Source organism: Streptomyces sp. NPDC059008 (assembly GCF_042749045.1).
GTDB lineage: Bacteria > Actinomycetota > Actinomycetes > Streptomycetales > Streptomycetaceae > Streptomyces.
The window spans coordinates 446140-462999 of record NZ_JBHYJC010000001.1 but is presented as its reverse complement, the minus strand read 5'-3'; the positions used below and the strand labels follow the sequence as shown (position 1 = coordinate 462999).

The 16860-nt window shown below is 69.4% G+C and carries 13 protein-coding genes, 1 tRNA gene and 1 pseudogene; 5 read left to right on the top strand and 10 right to left on the bottom strand.

All coding sequences use genetic code 11. The annotated features are described in order from the left end of the window. Positions 1–76: 76 nt before the first annotated feature. From ACFWZH_RS02125 to ACFWZH_RS02115, 3 genes and pseudogenes are all read right to left on the bottom strand, one after another. Positions 77–964 carry an alpha/beta fold hydrolase gene (locus tag ACFWZH_RS02125; RefSeq protein WP_384424358.1) on the bottom strand — a complete coding sequence of 296 codons (888 nt, stop codon included), beginning with the start codon at positions 962–964 and terminating at the stop codon, positions 77–79. A 190-nt stretch (positions 965–1154) separates the two neighbouring features. Next, a pseudogene (locus ACFWZH_RS02120) lies at positions 1155–1312 on the bottom strand (IS481 family transposase); the annotation flags it as partial. Between the two features lie 112 nt (positions 1313–1424). After that, entirely contained in the window at positions 1425–2138 is a 714-nt protein-coding gene (locus ACFWZH_RS02115) for a tectonin domain-containing protein (RefSeq protein WP_384424357.1), read from the bottom strand. Positions 2139–2330: 192 nt separating this feature from the next. Here ACFWZH_RS02115 and ACFWZH_RS02110 point away from each other — a divergent pair, with 192 nt between their 5' ends. Then, entirely contained in the window at positions 2331–2684 is a 354-nt protein-coding gene (locus tag ACFWZH_RS02110; RefSeq protein WP_384424355.1) for a hypothetical protein, read from the top strand. A gap of 41 nt (positions 2685–2725) precedes the next feature. On the opposite strand, the gene ACFWZH_RS02105 is transcribed toward ACFWZH_RS02110, so the two are convergent. The 3 genes from ACFWZH_RS02105 to ACFWZH_RS02095 all read right to left on the bottom strand — a co-directional run bounded on the left by ACFWZH_RS02105 (position 2726) and on the right by ACFWZH_RS02095 (position 7362). Next, positions 2726–3550 (bottom strand): hypothetical protein, encoded by an 825-nt coding sequence (locus ACFWZH_RS02105; RefSeq protein ID WP_384424353.1) that lies wholly within the window; start codon positions 3548–3550, stop codon positions 2726–2728. Next, positions 3550–4059, bottom strand: a complete 510-nt coding sequence (locus ACFWZH_RS02100) for a hypothetical protein (RefSeq protein ID WP_384424352.1) — start codon at positions 4057–4059, stop codon at positions 3550–3552. The genes ACFWZH_RS02105 and ACFWZH_RS02100 overlap by 1 nt, the downstream gene beginning before the upstream one ends. A 729-nt stretch (positions 4060–4788) precedes the next feature. Then, on the bottom strand, positions 4789–7362 hold the full coding sequence (locus ACFWZH_RS02095; RefSeq protein ID WP_384424350.1) for a tetratricopeptide repeat protein: 2574 nt from the start codon (positions 7360–7362) through the stop codon (positions 4789–4791). A gap of 1341 nt (positions 7363–8703) precedes the next feature. Here ACFWZH_RS02095 and ACFWZH_RS02090 point away from each other — a divergent pair. After that, positions 8704–9036 (top strand): hypothetical protein, encoded by a 333-nt coding sequence (locus ACFWZH_RS02090; protein ID WP_384424348.1) that lies wholly within the window; start codon positions 8704–8706, stop codon positions 9034–9036. A gap of 615 nt (positions 9037–9651) precedes the next feature. Here the strand turns inward: ACFWZH_RS02090 and ACFWZH_RS02085 are convergent. Together ACFWZH_RS02085 and ACFWZH_RS02080 are read right to left on the bottom strand one after the other, a co-directional pair. Continuing rightward, a tRNA-Ser gene (locus tag ACFWZH_RS02085) sits at positions 9652–9741 on the bottom strand. A 52-nt stretch (positions 9742–9793) separates the two neighbouring features. Next, positions 9794–11302, bottom strand: a complete 1509-nt coding sequence (locus ACFWZH_RS02080) for a S1C family serine protease (RefSeq protein WP_384424346.1) — start codon at positions 11300–11302, stop codon at positions 9794–9796. Positions 11303–11668: 366 nt separating this feature from the next. Here ACFWZH_RS02080 and ACFWZH_RS02075 point away from each other — a divergent pair, with 366 nt between their 5' ends. The 3 genes from ACFWZH_RS02075 to ACFWZH_RS02065 all read left to right on the top strand — a co-directional run bounded on the left by ACFWZH_RS02075 (position 11669) and on the right by ACFWZH_RS02065 (position 14466). After that, entirely contained in the window at positions 11669–12520 is an 852-nt protein-coding gene (locus ACFWZH_RS02075; RefSeq protein ID WP_384424344.1) for a glycerophosphodiester phosphodiesterase, read from the top strand. Between the two features lie 53 nt (positions 12521–12573). After that, positions 12574–13281 carry an ATP-binding protein gene (locus ACFWZH_RS02070; protein WP_384424343.1) on the top strand — a complete coding sequence of 236 codons (708 nt, stop codon included), beginning with the start codon at positions 12574–12576 and terminating at the stop codon, positions 13279–13281. 189 nt (positions 13282–13470) lie between these two features. Further along, on the top strand, positions 13471–14466 hold the full coding sequence (locus tag ACFWZH_RS02065) for a DUF5926 family protein (RefSeq protein WP_384424341.1): 996 nt from the start codon (positions 13471–13473) through the stop codon (positions 14464–14466). A gap of 264 nt (positions 14467–14730) precedes the next feature. On the opposite strand, the gene ACFWZH_RS02060 is transcribed toward ACFWZH_RS02065, so the two are convergent. Together ACFWZH_RS02060 and ACFWZH_RS02055 are read right to left on the bottom strand one after the other, a co-directional pair. Next, on the bottom strand, positions 14731–15384 hold the full coding sequence (locus ACFWZH_RS02060; protein WP_384424339.1) for a hypothetical protein: 654 nt from the start codon (positions 15382–15384) through the stop codon (positions 14731–14733). Between the two features lie 159 nt (positions 15385–15543). After that, positions 15544–16254 (bottom strand): bifunctional DNA primase/polymerase, encoded by a 711-nt coding sequence (locus ACFWZH_RS02055; protein ID WP_384424337.1) that lies wholly within the window; start codon positions 16252–16254, stop codon positions 15544–15546. Positions 16255–16860 lie beyond the last annotated feature (606 nt).

Genomic DNA, 16860 nt, shown 5'->3' with positions numbered 1-16860 from the left:
TGGTCTTACTGGTCATGCCGCGTGCTGAGCGGCATTCGTGTTCCAGATCCGCGAGAATGCCGAACCGTGCCTCCCCTCAGATTGCCTGGTCTTGAGGGGAAGGCGGAGCCTCGCCCCCGCTGTCGATCACAGCAGCCACGTATTCGGGGTCTTCGTCAACCAGGAGATGGCCGTTGCCGGCGACCACGTCGAGGTCGATGCCGAGTGTTCTGTGCACAGCCGGGCCGAGGCGACGCGGCGGAAGGAAGGTGTCGTGCTCCCCCACAATCGCCCAGCGGCGAGCAGTAGTTGCGGGCAGGTCCTCCGCGACACCTGGGGATGCGCTGGAGCGGGCATGTCGCGCGATGAGCGTCATCCACTCAACCAGCTCAGTGCGCGGTCGGTGGCCGGGCGCGTGCATGGCTTGCAGGAGTCGGGCGCTGCGTTTCGGCGTCGGACGCAAGTACCAGGCTGCAGAGGCGGCCATCACGCTGCCGGTCACCCGCAGCCTCGTCAGCCCGCCGGGGGACACGAGAACCTGTCGCTCGACGCACGGTGAAGCGCACGACAAAGCGATAGCGGCGCCGAAGGAATGGCCCAGAACCGTCACGGGCCCAGTAACCGTCACGGGCCCAGTCGACAGCTCCTTCAGCACCTCGCCCAGCCAAGCGCCATACCAGGTCAGTCCGGAGGGTCCGCGTTCTCCGGAGCTGAGGCCAGGCTGCCCCGGAACGTCCAGGAGTAAAACTCGGTGGCCGGCGGTGACCAGAGCCGTCGCCAACGGCAAGGAGGCAGCCGCATTGAAATTGGTACCGGGGACGAACACCACCGTCGTCGAACCGGCGCCCGCAGTCACTACGTGAGTAGGCGCTTCCATAGCGGTCACCATCGTCCGCTCATGCGGCACCGTCCACCGTTCAAGCTGATCGGCGCACCAGTCCTGGATGGATTGCCGACCCAGCTCACTGCGGTAAATCGAGCCCATCCAGCGAGTATGCCGCTACCCGGAGCAGCCCCTTGCACCAGGCGCTCGGCACGGACGCCTACGCACGCCTCCAACCTTGGCAGGACACAGCCAGTGCCGTCTTTTCTCCTGGACATCCACGAACTCGTCGATCTCCAACTGCCATCGGAACCCGTCGACAAACGCTGTTCCTAGAAATGAACGAAGCCAGGAGGAAGCCTGTCAGGGCTTCGGTGCGTTTGGTGTTGCTGGTGTAGGGCCGGTTGTAGGCCCATTCGTCGAGCAGGGTGCGGTTGAGGCGAGGGGAAGCGCCTGGACGCCCTGCGGCTCGTCGGGCCGGGCACGCCGGCGGGGGCGACCCGTGCGGGACCATGGCCCTGCACGCTGCGGGGCAGGAAGGCGGACGTCCGGACGCCCCGGACGTCGGTGCGGGCCCCCGACCATCTCTGTCGGGAGCCCGCACGCTTCGGTGAGGCAGGGGTCAGCTGGGCTGGTCGCCGGTGTATCGGTAGATGTCACCGGCGCTGTTGATGTGCCACGCGTTGCCGTCGGCGCCGGCGGCGATGTCGGTGGCCGTGCCGGGGATCTTGATCCACGGGTTGGTGCCGCTGGCGTCGTTGTTGGTGTACCGGTAAATACTGCCGGCGGGGTCGACGCCCCACACGTTCGTCCGGGAGCCCACCGCGATGCGCTTGAGGCTGCCGGGGACGCCCACCCACGGGTTCGAGGCGTCCTGGTCCCCGGTGTACCGGTAGACCTGGTTGCTGCTGTTGACCCCCCACACTGTGCCGTCCGCGCCGGCGCCGATGTCGCTCAGACCCCCGGGGACCTTCACCCAGGGGTTGGCGTCGTAGTTGGTGTACCGGTAAATGGCGCCGGCGGAGTCCACCCCCCACACGCTCGTCCGGGAGCCCGCGTCGATGCGGACCAGGCTGCCGGAGATGCCCTTCCACGGGTTCACGCCGTCCTGGTCCCCGTGGTACCGGTAGATCTGGTTGCCGCTGTTGACCCCCCACACCGTGCCGTCCGCCGCGGCCCCGATGTCGCTCAGCCCCCCGGGGATGTTGATCCAGGGATTGCCGTCGAAATTGGTGTACCGGTAGACGGCGCTCGCCGCGTTCACCCCCCACACCGTCGTCCTGGACCCCGCCGAGATCGCCGAGAGGCTGCCCGAGACCTTCACCCAATCAGCCATGAAACACCCTTCTTTGCTGCCGTGGTCACCGTCATCATGGGCGGCGGAAGAAGCCGATAAAGCGGTGAATTTCTGTTCTAGAAGCAAATAGGACAGTAAGTCGATGTTTGGTTTCTCGCAGCCCTTGCGGGACCGAGGGACGCGACGGCCCACCTCGGAGCAGATCGGCCCAAAGCACCATCCCTCCCAGGGGTGATCGACAAAATCGTCGGTCCGTGCCTGGACCTCATCCGGCGCACCGCCGGCGTCGGCGACGTTCGAGGCGAACGCCCGGCGAGCCATGTGCTGTGGAGAAGTCCGTTCGTGCGGCGCGCAGCGGCCGCTGACCGCTGCGCCAACCTGCTCCTGCTACCGGGCTTGTGTCGCCTTCTTCTGGGCCGCTTCTGCCGTGGTCATGGTGACGGCAACGCTGACGGCAACGACGACACATGGGCTGACGCCGGCGGACAGCTGAACACGAGTCGGCCGATAAGAAATCGCCGCGGTGCAGCGTTGCCCAAAGCTACGGATCAAGAGGTCGCGGGTCCGACCGATCGGGAGATGTGACCCACCCGTGGCACAACGCCTCACTCAATGAGCTTGAGCGGCTACGCGTCCGCCAGCAGACCCGACCTGTCCTCCACGTCCATCGGCTGGATCACGTACTGTCCCGGTGCACGCTCCACCGACATCCGCCGGATTCTGTCCTCCCAGTCTGGCCGCCAACGCGTGGCCTCGTCCCACTGCAGCCAGGCCAGATAAGCGGTGCCAGGGTCGACTCGCGTCAGGTCGGCACCGGAGAAGTCGTCGGCTGCGGACTCGATGAAGCGCTGCACGGAATCCATCACCTCGTGGATCGCGCTCAACCGCGACTGGGCCTCGGAAAACCCGACCAGACGCACGTACCGCTCCCTGCGGAACATGGCCAGGCCCATGCGCACTTCATCTCCCACCTCGGAGAAAAGTGCCAGTAGCCCGGCCTCGACGCCACTCGCCCCCAGCTCGGTAAAGCGCCCACACACCTGCTCGCGCAGCTCGTCCCAATGTGCGCGCACGTCTTCGCCCAGAACCCGGTTCGTCTGAACGAACCCCGGGCTGTTCGCCATGGCGTCGAACTCCACAACCACGTCAGCGTGCAGGATCAGCCGCTGGATCACCACCTGGAACCGAGTGATGCCGTAGGCCAGCTCGTGCAGGGCGTCCCTGGTCTTGATGCGTTTCTCAGCCGGCAGCTCGACCAACTCCGCACGCAGCCGCTTCGCGCACATGCGCAGCCGGGCACCGCTGGCGGCAATGGCGTTCAAGCGCCGGATGAACGCGCGAGGAGGCGTTTTGCCACGCGGTCGAGCGGGCTGCGGGGGACGGAACGCCGGTCCCCGCCGGGAGACGGCGGCCAAGAACCGACCGGCAAAGGACTCTGCTGCGATCGCCATCACTGAACCACTCCCCCCGGCCCTGGATCCGGCTGAGCAGGGGACGCGGTGCTTGCAGTGCCCGTGGAAAGACTGCCCGGAATCCCCTGCCCGGGAACTGTTGGTCCGGAGGCCGGCGGCGCCTGCGACTGCTGCTGTGCTTGCTGAGCCTGGTGAGCCTGCACCATTCCGACGACGGCGTCCTTGCCGAATCTGACGAGCAAGGGGATCAACGTGAGGATCCGCTCCACGACCATCAGCGAACCCACACCCGAGATGACCGACAGCCACGGCGTGATCGATCCCGCAGGGGCGCTCGCCGCAATGGCACCCGCGATACCGCCGGAGACCACGATCCGAAAGACCGCGGAGGCCAGGTAGGCGCCGAAGCCCGTAGCGGGCAAGTTCTCCTCTCCAGGCCGTACATCCCTATGGGCAGGCGGCTGACTCAGGTCCGAAGAAGCCGACTGGATGTGCCATGGACGTTTGCGATGCCATCGGACCGCTCGGATGAAGTCGAGCGCCTCCATCGCAAAACCACCAAATGCCCCCCAACAGGCGGCAGTTAACCAATCCATGACAAGAGGGTACGGCGTGTAGCCGGGGAGAGGGGAGCCTTCATACAGAACAAGGAGAGTAACCGCGCACCGGAGTTGGCGGGCGTCGCCAAGCACTTGCAGACGCCGCCTTGGGCGGGGTGGCGTGGGAGGGGCGAGCCCTACCCGGAGCAGCCCGCCACGTGCCAGGCGGGGCTCAGTCACACCTTCCGTGCACGTGCCAGGTCCGTGCCGGACAGGGCGGCCGAACGCGGCCAAGAGCGGCCGGCCACGGATCATCGGCCACCGGGAAAGGAAGCGGCCCCTGACCGAGAGTTCCCTGGTCAGAGGCCGTCCACCTGCGGAGGCTGTGGGATTTGAACCCACGGTGACGTTGCCGCCACGACAGTTTTCAAGACGTCCAGCTTCACAGGCAGATGCCCGCCCTGACCTGCAAGGACTCCCGCCAACAGAAAGTAAGTCGCTCCGCTGGCCCGCGCATGTCCCACAGTTCTCGTTCTGTCAGCCGTAGGCCAGCCCACTTACTTCATGCCCTGCAAGGCTCCGAGACCATCGCAGTCCACCCTCGAAAGCGCCGGTCTCATGGATCAGTCCCTGCGTCGCAGAGGGCACTCAGCGACCGCTGACACCCACCGTTGTTGATGTCAGCGATGGATGTCACGAGTGTGATCCGTGGCTTCTGCAGAGATCGGTCGGGGAAGGTCATACCGGTTGCTCAGGAGCGTCTGAGGGAGGTTGATAGTCGGGTGTGGTTGACGGGGTTGCTGCATCTGGTCGCTGTAGAGCTGCCGCAGCCTCACGGGTGCGAGCGAGGTTGTTGCGGGCGTTGATGGTGTCGGGGTGGTCGGGGCCCAGGACCCGCTCGCGATCGACCAGGACACGCTCGCGCAGGTCGAGGGCCTCCTTGACCCGCCCGGCATCGCTGTAGGAGGTGGCGAGGTTGTTGCGGGAACTGAGGGTGGCGGGGTGGTCGGGGCCCAGGACCCGCTCGTAATCGGCGAGGACCCGTACGCGCAGGTCGAGGGCGTGCTGGACTCGCCCGGCATCGCTGTAGGAGACGGCGAGGTTGTGGCGGGCGGTGATGGTGTCGGGGTGGTCGGGGCCCAGGACCCGCTCGTAATCGGCGAGGACCTGTTCGCCGAGGTCGAGGGCTTCCTGGACTCGCCCGGCATCGCCGTAGGAGTTGGCGAGGTTGTGGCGGGCGGTGAGAGTGTCGGGGTGGTCGGGGCCCAGGACCCGCTCGCGATCGACCAGGACACGCTCGCGCAGGTCGAGGGCCTCCTTGACCCGCCCAGCATCGCCGTAGGAGACGGCGAGGTTGTGGCGGGCGCTGAGGGTGTCGGGGTGGTCAGGGCCCAGGACCCGCTCGCGATCGACCAGGACCCGTTCGCCGAGGTCGAGGGCTTCCTGGACTCGCCCAGCATCGCGGTAGGAGACGGCGAGGTTGTGGCGGGCGGTGAGGGTGTCGGGGTGGTCAGGGCCCAGGCCCCGTTCGCGATCGGCGAGGACCTGTTCGCGCAGGTTTAGGGCTTCCTGGACTCGCCCGGCATCGCTGTAGGAGTTGGCGAGGTTGTTGCGGGAGCTGAGGGTGTCGGGGTGGTCGGGGCCCAGGACCCGCTCGCGATCGACCAGGACCCGCTCGCTGAGCTCGAAGGCTTCCTGGACTCGCCCAGCATCGCCGTAGGAGACGGCGAGGTTGCTACGGGCGGTGAGGGTGTCGGGGTGGTCAGGGCCCAGGACCCGCTCGCGATCGACCAGGACCCGCTCGCTGAGCTCGAAGGCTTCCTGGACTCGCCCAGCATCGCTGTAGGAGACGGCGAGGTTGCTACGGGCGGTGAGGGTGTCGGGGTGGTCAGGGCCCAGGCCCCGTTCGCGATCGACCAGGACCTGTTTGCCGAGGTCGAGGGCTTCCTGGACTCGCCCGGCATTGCTGTAGGAGACGGCGAGGTTGTGGCGGGCGCTGAGGGTGTCGGGGTGGCTGTGGCCATGGATGTCGCTGCTCAGACGGACGGCCGTTTTGTCGTACTCGATCGCCTGATGGTGGAGGCCCGCTTCGGTGAGGCTGTAGCTGGCCGCATAGATGCATGGGTGGGTTGTGGGCTGCCACAGGGCCGGGCGGGTGAGCTGGTCGAGGTGGACCACGTTGGCGCGCAGTAGGGCGGCCAGTTCTCGTTCCTGGTGGTCGTGGCGGGGCCACAGGCTGGTGATGGCGTCGGCGGCGGTGCGGGCTGTGGTGGGCAGTGTGCCGTGCGGGATGGTCTCCCGCACGGCTCGGGCGGTCAGGGCGTGCATGCGCAGTGGGGCGGTGGCGGTGTCCTGGTTGATCAGAGCGTAGGTGCGCAGGGATTCGAGCGCGTTGTGCACCTCTGTTTCGGTGACGGGCGGGTGGTGTTTGCGCAGCCGGCGGCGTTGCGGTGGGCGTGCGGTGCGCAGGTGGTTGAGCGCTTCCGGTGTGGTCCATGCGGTGGCGGGGTGGCCGAGGGGGTCCATGAGGGAGGCGAGGTGCAGCAGGGGTCGGGCCAGCTGGCTGGTGTCGGCTTCCTCGACCGCGTCGAGGGAGAGCAGCAGTGAGGCGGTGACGGGCTGGCCGTAGCCTTCGGTGTCTGCGCTCGCCGGCAGCAGGTCGCCCACCCGGCTGCTGGTGTCGCGCAGCCGGGTGAGGTAGTCGGCCATGGTGGGCCGTTTGTTGATGAGATACGCGGCGGCATGGCCGAGTGCAAGGGGGAGGTGACCGAATTCGGCGGCTATCTCGCCTGCCTGGGCGGGGTCGTGCAGGTGGGCGTGACCGGCATCGGTGAGCCGTCGCTGGAAGTACGCGCGGGCCTCGGAATCCGTGTAGAGGCCAATCCGGACCAGGGCGCGGCCCTCTCCGCTGAGCTGGGCGTCCTCACGCCGGCTGGTGGCCAGGACCCAACCGCGGCCGGTCCCGCTGTCGGGCCACCACTCCCGGATGGCAGCCGGGTCGGTGACATCGTCCAGCACCACAAGCCACCGGCGCCCGCTCGCCGCCAGCCACCGCAGAAACCGCCGCGCCGCCCCGTCCTCGTCATCCGGGGACGCTCCGGGAATGTGCAACCGGCCGGCCGCTTCCGCGTACGCGCTGATGACCTGGTCGGTGCTGGTGGCACGCACCCACACCAGCACATCCAGCCCGGCCCCATCGGACCGCTCCTGATCCCGCAGCTCCCGCGCCAACGACGCCGCAAGCTGGCTCTTGCCCACCCCGCCAGGACCGGACAGCACCACATCGCTGCCGCCGCCGCGCGCGGCCTCCACGTCCTTGCGTACCTGTGTGCGCGGCTGGAATGCCGCAGCTGGACGGGGGACATCGCCCACCCACACCGGCCACTCGACTGACGGGCGCTGTACCGGCGCAGGGTGCACATGCATGTCACCTGCCACCTGCGTCACATCCCTGTGCGCCTGCGCCGCCTGACGCGCACGCCGCTGCCCCGAACTCCCCACCACGGTCTCTGGCCCCCTTGCTTCAGACCCGGTTCCCGCCGACCTGATCGATGTCCCCCGTTCCGTCGGAACGGGCCTTCTGCCGCACGTCCTCACACACCGCAGCACCCGGCGCCCCGGCCCCTACACCCTGGCTGCCCCCGGTCTGCCGGATGCGGCCCCCGCCGCGTGCCGACTGCCGCACTCGACGCGCCCCAGCCCCGCCGGCCTGCGACGCCCACCAGCCCAGAGCGGCCAGCACTCCTGCCGCCACCACACCCGCCACCGGGCCGATCACATCCCACGGGTCGTCACCCCCCTTCGAGAGCACCGCCCACGGCACCGCCACCACAGCGAACGACAGAACCGAACCCGCCACCGCCACCAACCACCGCAGAGCAGCCTGCACAACCCACCCCCGAGAAGATTCAGGTCTCAGCCAGCTTCCGGACCGACCATGCTGGCACGCAGCTACCCCCACCCACCGCACGAACCAGCAATCCCCCACCAGTTGGACGGGGAAGGGCGCCTGCCACCCCCGGAATCCTGGTCCGCCGCTGGCCCGAACGCTCTGTTCAGCGATGGAATACAGGCGAACCGGTGAGAGCAGGAGGGACCGGCGCGGCGCCGCGTGGAGCGTCACGCCGGTCATCCCGCCCTCATAGCCGAATAACCCCAATTGACGACTGTGGCCGAAACCCCTCGTGCGCCCGGTGTCTTGCGACCAAGAAACCCAGCAGGAATGCCGCACCTCACCACGGCTTTCCGCTTCATGACGGGCGATAGACAGTGCCCAACGGCCCCTCAGAAGACCTGAGGTTGAGTTCCTCGATTTAGTCGGCAGCGCCGCGCACTGAGGCCGACCACACGTCCGCGCAACGGCGTGCCGTCCGCCTGGCGAATCCGCGCGTTCGACCTCTTCTTCACTGGACCTCAACAAGACGTCTACAGGGCCGGGTTCGGCGCATCAGTCCCCTGACCACGTGTTACGTTCACCGGAACGCCCGGCTCTCGACCATCCGGGCCCAACCCCGGGTGGCTTCCCGACCGGGCGTAGGTTCCGCCGACTCGCGACACCCTGTCGCGTGACGGAACCCTGCGTTTCGGCGATTTCCCGCGCGCCGGGTAGGCGATCGCCCGCCACCGCCGGGAGATCCTCCAAGAAAGAAGAAAATGCAAAAGCTCCTGAAATCAGCAGCCATTGCCGCCACCACGGCGGCCGTGGCGGTCTGCTCTCTTGCCGTCACTGCCCCGACAGCCGCGGCGGACGGTTCCCGGGCCTGCACACGGGACGACCGAAACCGTACGGTCTACGTCCGCAACATCTACAACCCCATACACGAGAGTCCCTACGCCTCCTCCAAGGTCGTTGGCCCCGCGTGGAAGCAGTTCACTATCGTGTGCAGCAAGCCCGGCCACGACGGTCACCGCTGGTGGTACGGGCAAGGCGGCACGACCGGCGACACGACCGGCTGGATATGGGGCGCCTACCTTGTGACTCCGTAAGCCGACTGGTCCGCTTCACCTTTCCGAAGTTGGGTCCGGGGCACTGTTCCGCTGGGCTCACACCAAGGCATGGGCTGTCGGACACACCCTGATACGAAGAGAGCCCCGGCTGGAACCGGGGCTCTTTCGTGCAATGCCACACCGGGGCGATCAAGTCGGGGGCAACCTACGCATGCCCCTGCCAGCTCGCCACCGTGGCCACTCGATGGATCGCCACACTCGTCGGATCAAAGGCCGTCCACCTGTGGTCGGCGTCGCCACCGAGCGAGGCGCTGCGTTCTCCGCTTCCCGAAGGAACCCCTGCGTCGTCCCTCGATCCTCCGCTCGGGCCGCGTCCATTGCCCCAGTGATCGGCGGGCCGGCCACAGTGTGGCCGAGCTCTACCGCGTCTACGCCAAGGTGCTCGACGGAAGGCGTGACCAGGCCGATGCGCTGATCGAGCGGGCCATGCGAGCGGCTGAGCAGGAGAGCGAAGAGGCCTGATCCCCGTCCACGCCCCGTCCACACGCGCTGGTCAAAGACGGGATACCCGCGATCCGGGGTGAGACAGACCGAACGCAGAAGGGGTGCCCGATCCTCTCGGGCACCCCTTCTGACCAGCTACTTCGCTGACCTTGGCGGAGGCTGTGGGATTTGAACCCACGGTGACGTTGCCGCCACGACAGTTTTCAAGACTGTTCCCTTAGGCCGCTCGGGCAAGCCTCCCCGCTGCACCGGCGCGTGGTCGCGCGGGTGTCGCGGGGATCAGACTAGCGCGTCACTTGTCGCCGGTGCGCTGGCCCAGGGTCACTTTGGCGGTGTGCTCCTTGCCGGCGCGCTTGTACGTGAGGGTGACCGTGTCGCCGGGCTTGTGCTGCCAGATCTCGCTGATCAGGGTGGGGCCGCTGTCGATGACGGTGTCGTCGAGCTTGGTGATGGTGTCGCCGGGCTGGAGGCCCGCCTTGTCGGCCGGGCCGTTCGGGGTGACCGCGTCGGAGCCGTTGTTGCCGGTCTGGGCGATGGTCGCGCCGTCGCCGGTGTCCCGCATGCCGACCTGGACGCCGATCTGGGGGTAGACCGGCTTACCGGTCTTGATCAGGTCCTGGGCCACGCGCTTCGCCTGGTCGATGGGGATGGCGAAGCCCAGGCCGATGCTGCCGGACTGGCCGGACTCGCCGCCCAGGCCGCCGTTGCCCGCCGACTGGATGGCGGAGTTGATGCCGATGACGTTGCCGGCGGCGTCCATCAGGGGGCCGCCGGAGTTGCCGGGGTTTATCGACGCGTCCGTCTGCAGGGCGCTCATGTACGAGGCGCTGCTGCCGCCGCCGTCGCTGGAGGCCACCGGGCGGTCCTTGGCGCTGATGATGCCGGTGGTGACCGTGCCGGAGAGGCCGAAGGGCGCGCCGATCGCGATGGTGGCGTCGCCTACCTGGACGTGGGAGGACCTGCCCAGGGGCAGCGGGTTGAGGGTGGCGTCGGAGGCGTTCTTGAGCTTGAGCACGGCGACGTCGTAGCCCTGGGCGTTGCCGACGACCTCGGCGTCGTACTTCTTGCCGTTGGAGAACGTCGCGGTGAGCTTGCCGCCGCCGGCCGCGCTGGCGACGACGTGGTTGTTGGTGAGGATGTGGCCCTGCTTGTCGTAGATGAAGCCGGTGCCCGTGCCGCCCTCGCCGGTGGCACCCTGCGCCTCGATCGTCACGACGCTCGGCAGCGCCTTCTGCGCTATGCCCGCGACCGAGGTGGGCTTGCGGTTCAGCGCGCCGGCGTCACCGGTCGCGGAGACCGTCGTCGAGGCGCTGTCGTTCTGACCCGCGGCCCAGAAGCCGATGCCGCCGCCGATCCCGCCGGCGACCAGTGCGGCCACCAGGACGGCGGCGATCAGGCCGCCGTTGCGCCGCTTGGGGGCGGGGCTGTCGGGCGGCGCGCCCCAGGGGTGGCCACCGTACGGGGGCTGGCCCCAGCCGCCACCGGACGAGCCGTGGCCGGCGGTCGCGTACGTGGGGATCTGGGCGGTCTGCTCGGCTCCGGTCGCGGGCTCGCCTCCGGGGTGGGAGGGGTTCGATGCGTGCCCGGGTGAGCCCGGGGCGCGGTCCTGATCACCGGGGCCGCCGCCGACGGGACCGGTGACGGTCGGGGCGAAGGCCGGCGGCGGGGGCGCAGCGGCGGGCGCGGCCGGCGCGTGGGGAGCCTGGGCGCCGGAGCCGGACGCGGGGGCGCGATCCGGCTGCGGCCCGGTCGGCGGCGTGGCCTCCGGCGGGACGGCGGCTCCCTCGTTCTCGGTGCTCACAGCTCTCTCCTCAGCTTCACGCGGGCCTTACCGGTCCGTACGGGGCCAGCGGCGCCCGTACGGGGTCTTGCGGGTCGTACAGCTCCTTGCCGCGGGTCCACCGGGAACCCGTACCCCGTCACCCAGGATTCAGGATCCGGACGATCCGGGCGAGTCCCGGTGGGCCGGTCCAGGTCCGAAAGGACGGACCGGCCAGTACGGGCAAGTCTGTGTCCCAGCCTTTCCCACCGCGCGTCAGAGCGCTGTAAGCCGAGGCTGTGACTGTCCCCTCATTCTTTATGTCGGACAAAGAAGACACATGGCCCGTTCCGTGCCCCGGGGGTACGCACCGGCGGCCGGTCGGCGAGGGAATGGCACGATAACTCGGTGACCTCTGCACGCCCCACCCAGGACGCCCGCCCGGATCGTCCGACGATCTCCGTCGTAGCCCATCGGGGTGCCTCCGAGGATGCCCCGGAGCACACCCTGGCCGCCTATCGCAAGGCGATCGAGGACGGTGCGGACGCCCTGGAGTGCGATGTCCGGCTCACCGCGGACGGCCACCTGGTGTGCGTGCACGACCGGCGGGTGAACCGCACCTCCAACGGGCGCGGCGCGGTCTCCGCCCTGGAGCTCGCCGATCTCGCCACCCTCGACTTCGGATCATGGAAGGAAGGCGCCGAGGACGGGTTCGGGGAGGCGCCGGACCGGCAGCACGAGGACCCGGAGCGGACGTCCGTGCTGACGCTGGAGCGGCTGCTGGAACTGGTCGCCGACGCGGACCGGCGGGTGGAGCTGGCGATCGAGACCAAACACCCGACGCGCTGGGCCGGACAGGTGGAGGAGCGGCTGGTCGAGCTGCTCGACCGGTTCGGGTATGCAAAACCGGCCAAGCGCCCCGATGGGACATCCCCGGTCCGCGTCATGAGCTTCTCGGCGCGCTCACTGCACCGACTGCGGACCACGGCGCCCGGCATCCCCGGCGTCTACCTCATGCAATTCCTCACCCCCCGCTACCGCGACGGCCGGCTGCCGATCGGTGTGGGCATCGCGGGCCCGGGGATGCGGATCATCCGGGCGCACCCGGAGTACGTCGCCAAGGCGCACCGGGCGGGCCACCGGGTCCATGTGTGGACGGTCAACGACGCCGCGGATGTCGAGCTGTGCCAGGAGTTGGGCGTGGACGCGGTGATTACGAACCGCCCCAAACAGGTGCGAATGCAACTCGGCCTTGGCTAAAGCTCATCACAGGGTGTGCACCGGCGCATTCGACTCGTATTCGATCGTGTCTAGTGCGTCACTGCGTGCCGCTTGGCCGGTTTCCGGTCCAGTCCATTGGGGCATTCATCCCGTGGCGTGGGGCAAAGGAGGTCTCGGGGGTGGCGTTGGTGATGGCACAAGAGGTGCCGACGTCGTCGATCATGGCCGTACCCCATGGCCCAGCGGGTGTGGGCATGGCCAGGCGACGCATGCGAGAAGAGCTGTCGGCAAGCGGAGTTCAGGACAATGTCGTCGATGACGCGGTACTCATCCTTTCGGAGCTGCTGAGCAATTCGTGTCGCCATGCGCGTCCGATATACGAAAGCGGATCACCGGGCTCCGCAAGAGCCGTGGCGGGTGACACGTCGCAGTCGGCACCCAAGGACGGTTCGTCGGGCGCCCCGTTGGCATCCGTACGCGCGTCATGGCGTATCGACGCACAGGGCCGGCTGACCGTCGCGGTCACGGACGGCGGCGGCCCGACCCGACCACTTCCGGCCACTCCGTCGGTCACCGCGCACGGCGGTCGCGGACTGGCGATCATCCGGTCGCTCGCCAAGGACTGGGGCGTACGCGACACCACGGCCGGTGAAGTGACGGTCTGGGCTGTGCTCTCTCTTCAAGGCGCGTTCGCTACGCGCGTGGAGCTGACGCCCGACATGCCGTCGTCGGTCACCGCCGGCGGGCGGCCGGTGATGCCGCTGGGGCCGGCCTTCGCGGACCTCGACGACCTGACGTAGCGGCCGCGCGCCGGGCGCGGGGCTCTCCGGCGGATGCGGCACGATCTCCCGACACGGGGCAGGACACGCCAGGGACACCAGGGCGGGACACGGCGTCGTCCACAGCCGAGCGCGACCTCGTACGCGATCCTCTAGGCTCGCGCCGAAAAGCGTCCGTACGCCCAGGATCGACCAGGAGAAGCCGTCGCCATGGCCAAGAAGCGCCGCCCTCAGCCCCAGGCCGCAGCACACGCCCGCACCAAGGACGGGGCGCCCGGCGGAGCCGCTGATGAGAACTACCCGGTCGTCGGCGCTCGTGAGCCCTGCCCCTGCGGCTCCGGCCGCCGGTACAAGGCGTGTCACGGGCGACGCGCCGCGCACGCCGCCACCGAGCTGGTGCAGCGCCCCTTCGAGGGCCTGCCCGGCGAGTGCGACTGGGTGGCGCTGCGGGAGCTGGTCCCCGCCGCCACCGCGGAGTTGACGCTCAAGGGCGGCCTGCCCGAGGGCGTGCCCTCCGTGACGCTCGCGACCGTACTGCCGATGGCCTGGCCCGCGCTGCGCCGCGAGAACGGCGCGGTGATGCTCGGCCTGCAGAACGACACCGCGTCCGGTGACCTCAGCCGCGGCCTCGCGGACACCCTGCAGCGCGCACTGGCGACGGAACCGGGCAATCCGGTCGCTGCCGGGCGGCCCTCCCCCGACGGACCGCGGCTGCAGGATCTGCTCGACCTGGACGCGGATTTTGAGCCGACCGTCCACACCGGGTTCGAGTTCTGGGTGGAGAACGCCGAGAACGCCACGGGAGAGGTCGCCGCCTCCCTGGAGCGGGCCAACGCGGCCGCCATCCCCACCGCCCGGATCCCCGGCCTGGAGGGCGCCTACTGGTGCGAGGCCCCGGAGAAGAACCATCTGCGCTGGGTCACCTCCCACCCCGAGGAGCAGCTGCTGGACGCGCTGGCCCGGCTGCACGCCGCGGGCACCTCCTCGCTCGGCGAGGGCACCCGGCTGGTGGGCTCGTTCCGCGCGCACGGCCTCGTGGTGCCGGTCTGGGACCTGCCCCGGTCGATGGGCGCCGAGGAGGTCGCCAAGCCGGCCGAGGAGTTCGCCGAGCGGCTGGCCAAGGCCCTGGCGACCGACGCCCCGCTGACGCCCGACGAGCGCCGGGCGCGCGGCGGTCTCACCAACCGTCAGATCACCCTGAGCTGACAGTGGGGGTCCGGGTCCCCCCTGCGCAGCGCGTGGGGGAGGCCCGGTCGTGGGAACCGTACGCCCCTCGGGACACCCTCGTGACACCGGTCACAACTCCCCGTACCTGCCGGTAAATAGGCGTCCGGAAATCCACGATCGAATTTGCTAACCGCCGATCTCTTGTTACGGTTCTAAAAGCCCGGTCGCTGGTGCATCCCCCGTCGCCAGCGACCGGGCGCTTCCATGTCCGGAACCAGGCATTCCGATCGGCCCGGCCGGCCGTCAGCGGCCCGCGTGCCCCCGCCGGTCCGAACCCCCGCCGCCCGCAGCCGAGTTGCTGCCGGAGCGCAGCAGCAGCCGCTCCCCCGCCGCGTCGGCGATCTCCGCCACCGCGCCGTACGCCTCCCGGCCCCGGCGCACGGTCCCCCCGGCCGGCGTCTCGCACAGGCCCGGTGCGTCGGCCGCCGGCAGGTCGCAGTCCACCTGGACGGTCCCGCCGTCCGGCCGCATCAGGGTCAGCACGGCGCGCAGCGGGCTGCCCGTGATGTTGCGGTAGTACGTGCGCGCCCAGGTCCGGCCGCGCTCGGCGAGCACACAGGTCTGCACCTCGATGCCCTGGGCGGAGGCGAGTTCGGGGCCGCAGCGGGTGGTGCGCCCGGAGAGCAGCGGGAGGTCGAGGCCGTCGAGGGGGCCGATCGAGTGATGTGCGTCAGCGGGCTTCTTGCCCGACTTGGCCCCCACTTCCCCCCTGGCGCCCCTTTCCTCCATACGGCTGTTTTCGGCCTTGGCTTTCGCCCCGGACTCGGCGCCCGACGCCGGCTTGTCCGGCATCGACGAGTCCGCCGGACCGGCGATCGCGGCGCCCAGCGGAACGGCGATGGCGAGCACCGCCGCCCCGCCGAGGCCGATCATGCGGAGTTTCTGCGCACGCTGCATGGGCCCACCTGCGATTGAGTTGCCGCCGACGGCGGCTTGACGGTGGGCCGAACCTATCGGCCGGGAAGGGGCCCCCCGACCGCCCGGACACCCGTTTCCCGTAGTGATCCGGGGCGGTCACACCCGTACGGGTGAACCGGGCGCGGGTCGCCCGGCGGCTCAGTACGCGAGCCGGCTGCCGCCGTCCGGAGTGGCGGTGCTCGCCATGACCAGGGCGTCGACGATGGTGTCCACCTTCGGCAGCCAGGGCGCCGCAGAGGTGGCTGCCGGCGGCCGCTCCCAGCGCACCCGGCCGGCGCCGGTCTGGGACGGCGGGAGCACCACATAGCCGCCCTCCCCGTGGAAGCGCAGCGAGCTGGGCACCCAGTCCTGGGAGTACAGCAGCTCACCCAACTCCGGGAGGCCGTAGGGCGATACGAGCAGCGACCAGCGGCTCGGGGTGGCCACCACGGGGCCGAGGCGTACGCCGAAGTGGTCCAGGACCGCCAGGGCGCGGGCGCCGGCGACGGCGGGCAGGCTCACCGCGCAGGGCGCGCGGCCGCCGGTGGCCAGCACGACCGGGGCGTCGGGGCGGTTGGTCCACCACCACCGCACCATCCGGGGATCGGTGGTGGCCGCCAGCAGCCCGGGGTCGAAGGGGTGCGCGCCGGGGACCACACAGTCGGGGTCGAGGCAGTGGCACTGACGGGCGGGCCGCTCGGCGAGGCCGAGCCGGGCGCCCGCCGGCTGGCGGCCGCCGGACCTGAGTCCCACACCGGGAAGTACGGGCCACTGCCACTCGGTGGCGCAGTGCAGCGCCGCACCTAGCAACGCCGACCTTCGGCCGCGCCGGAACAGGAGCTTGCGTCGCCTTCCGAGGATCTCGCGCATGAGCGCTCGTTCCTTTCCGTTAACGCCGAGGGCTTCGTCCATCGCACTACAGGGCACTTCTGGGCACTGCTCACCGGTCCACCTGCGCTTCGCGCCGCGCCGCTTCATGCCGTTGTGTGGCGTCTGTTGCGGCCCGGCCAAGCGCTCCGGGGTCGATCGCGCATCGATCACGCCACGTGGATCTCGGTCACCGCGTGTACAGGGCAGCGCATCACGCCGTACGCCGAGCGGGAAACGTGGCGGGGGGTGGCGCGCGCATGGCGCTTGCGCTTCCGTAGTGCAGTCCCGCCACTTGGGAGTGCGTCGCGGTGGTCGCCTTATGAGACGCCGGTGCCCGCCGGAGAGTTCCGGTGCGGCCCCAACTGGCCCCGCACCTTTCCGATTACGTACCCGCCACTGTGGTGATGACGCGCTGCTGATCGCCGTCAGTCGACCTCAAATTGACGCTCATGGGGCTGTTTTCAGGCCAATCTACAGACCTCGCTGACACCACAAACCCCAGGGGAACAGTGCTGGACATCACATCGCTGGTGCGTGTACATGTGGAGGCATTGATAGCGGAGCAACATGACATGGGGGTTTGCGATGCTATTGACGAATTTGCGC

Coding starts and splice junctions, on each gene's coding strand:
- ACFWZH_RS02125 (WP_384424358.1), bottom strand. CDS start 964: ATGGGCTCGATTTACCGCAGTGAGCTGGGTCGGCAATCCATCCAGGAC.
- ACFWZH_RS02115 (WP_384424357.1), bottom strand. CDS start 2,138: ATGGCTGATTGGGTGAAGGTCTCGGGCAGCCTCTCGGCGATCTCGGCG.
- ACFWZH_RS02105 (WP_384424353.1), bottom strand. CDS start 3,550: ATGGCGATCGCAGCAGAGTCCTTTGCCGGTCGGTTCTTGGCCGCCGTC.
- ACFWZH_RS02100 (WP_384424352.1), bottom strand. CDS start 4,059: ATGGAGGCGCTCGACTTCATCCGAGCGGTCCGATGGCATCGCAAACGT.
- ACFWZH_RS02090 (WP_384424348.1), top strand. CDS start 8,704: ATGCAAAAGCTCCTGAAATCAGCAGCCATTGCCGCCACCACGGCGGCC.
- ACFWZH_RS02065 (WP_384424341.1), top strand. CDS start 13,471: ATGGCCAAGAAGCGCCGCCCTCAGCCCCAGGCCGCAGCACACGCCCGC.
- ACFWZH_RS02060 (WP_384424339.1), bottom strand. CDS start 15,384: ATGCAGCGTGCGCAGAAACTCCGCATGATCGGCCTCGGCGGGGCGGCG.
- ACFWZH_RS02055 (WP_384424337.1), bottom strand. CDS start 16,254: ATGCGCGAGATCCTCGGAAGGCGACGCAAGCTCCTGTTCCGGCGCGGC.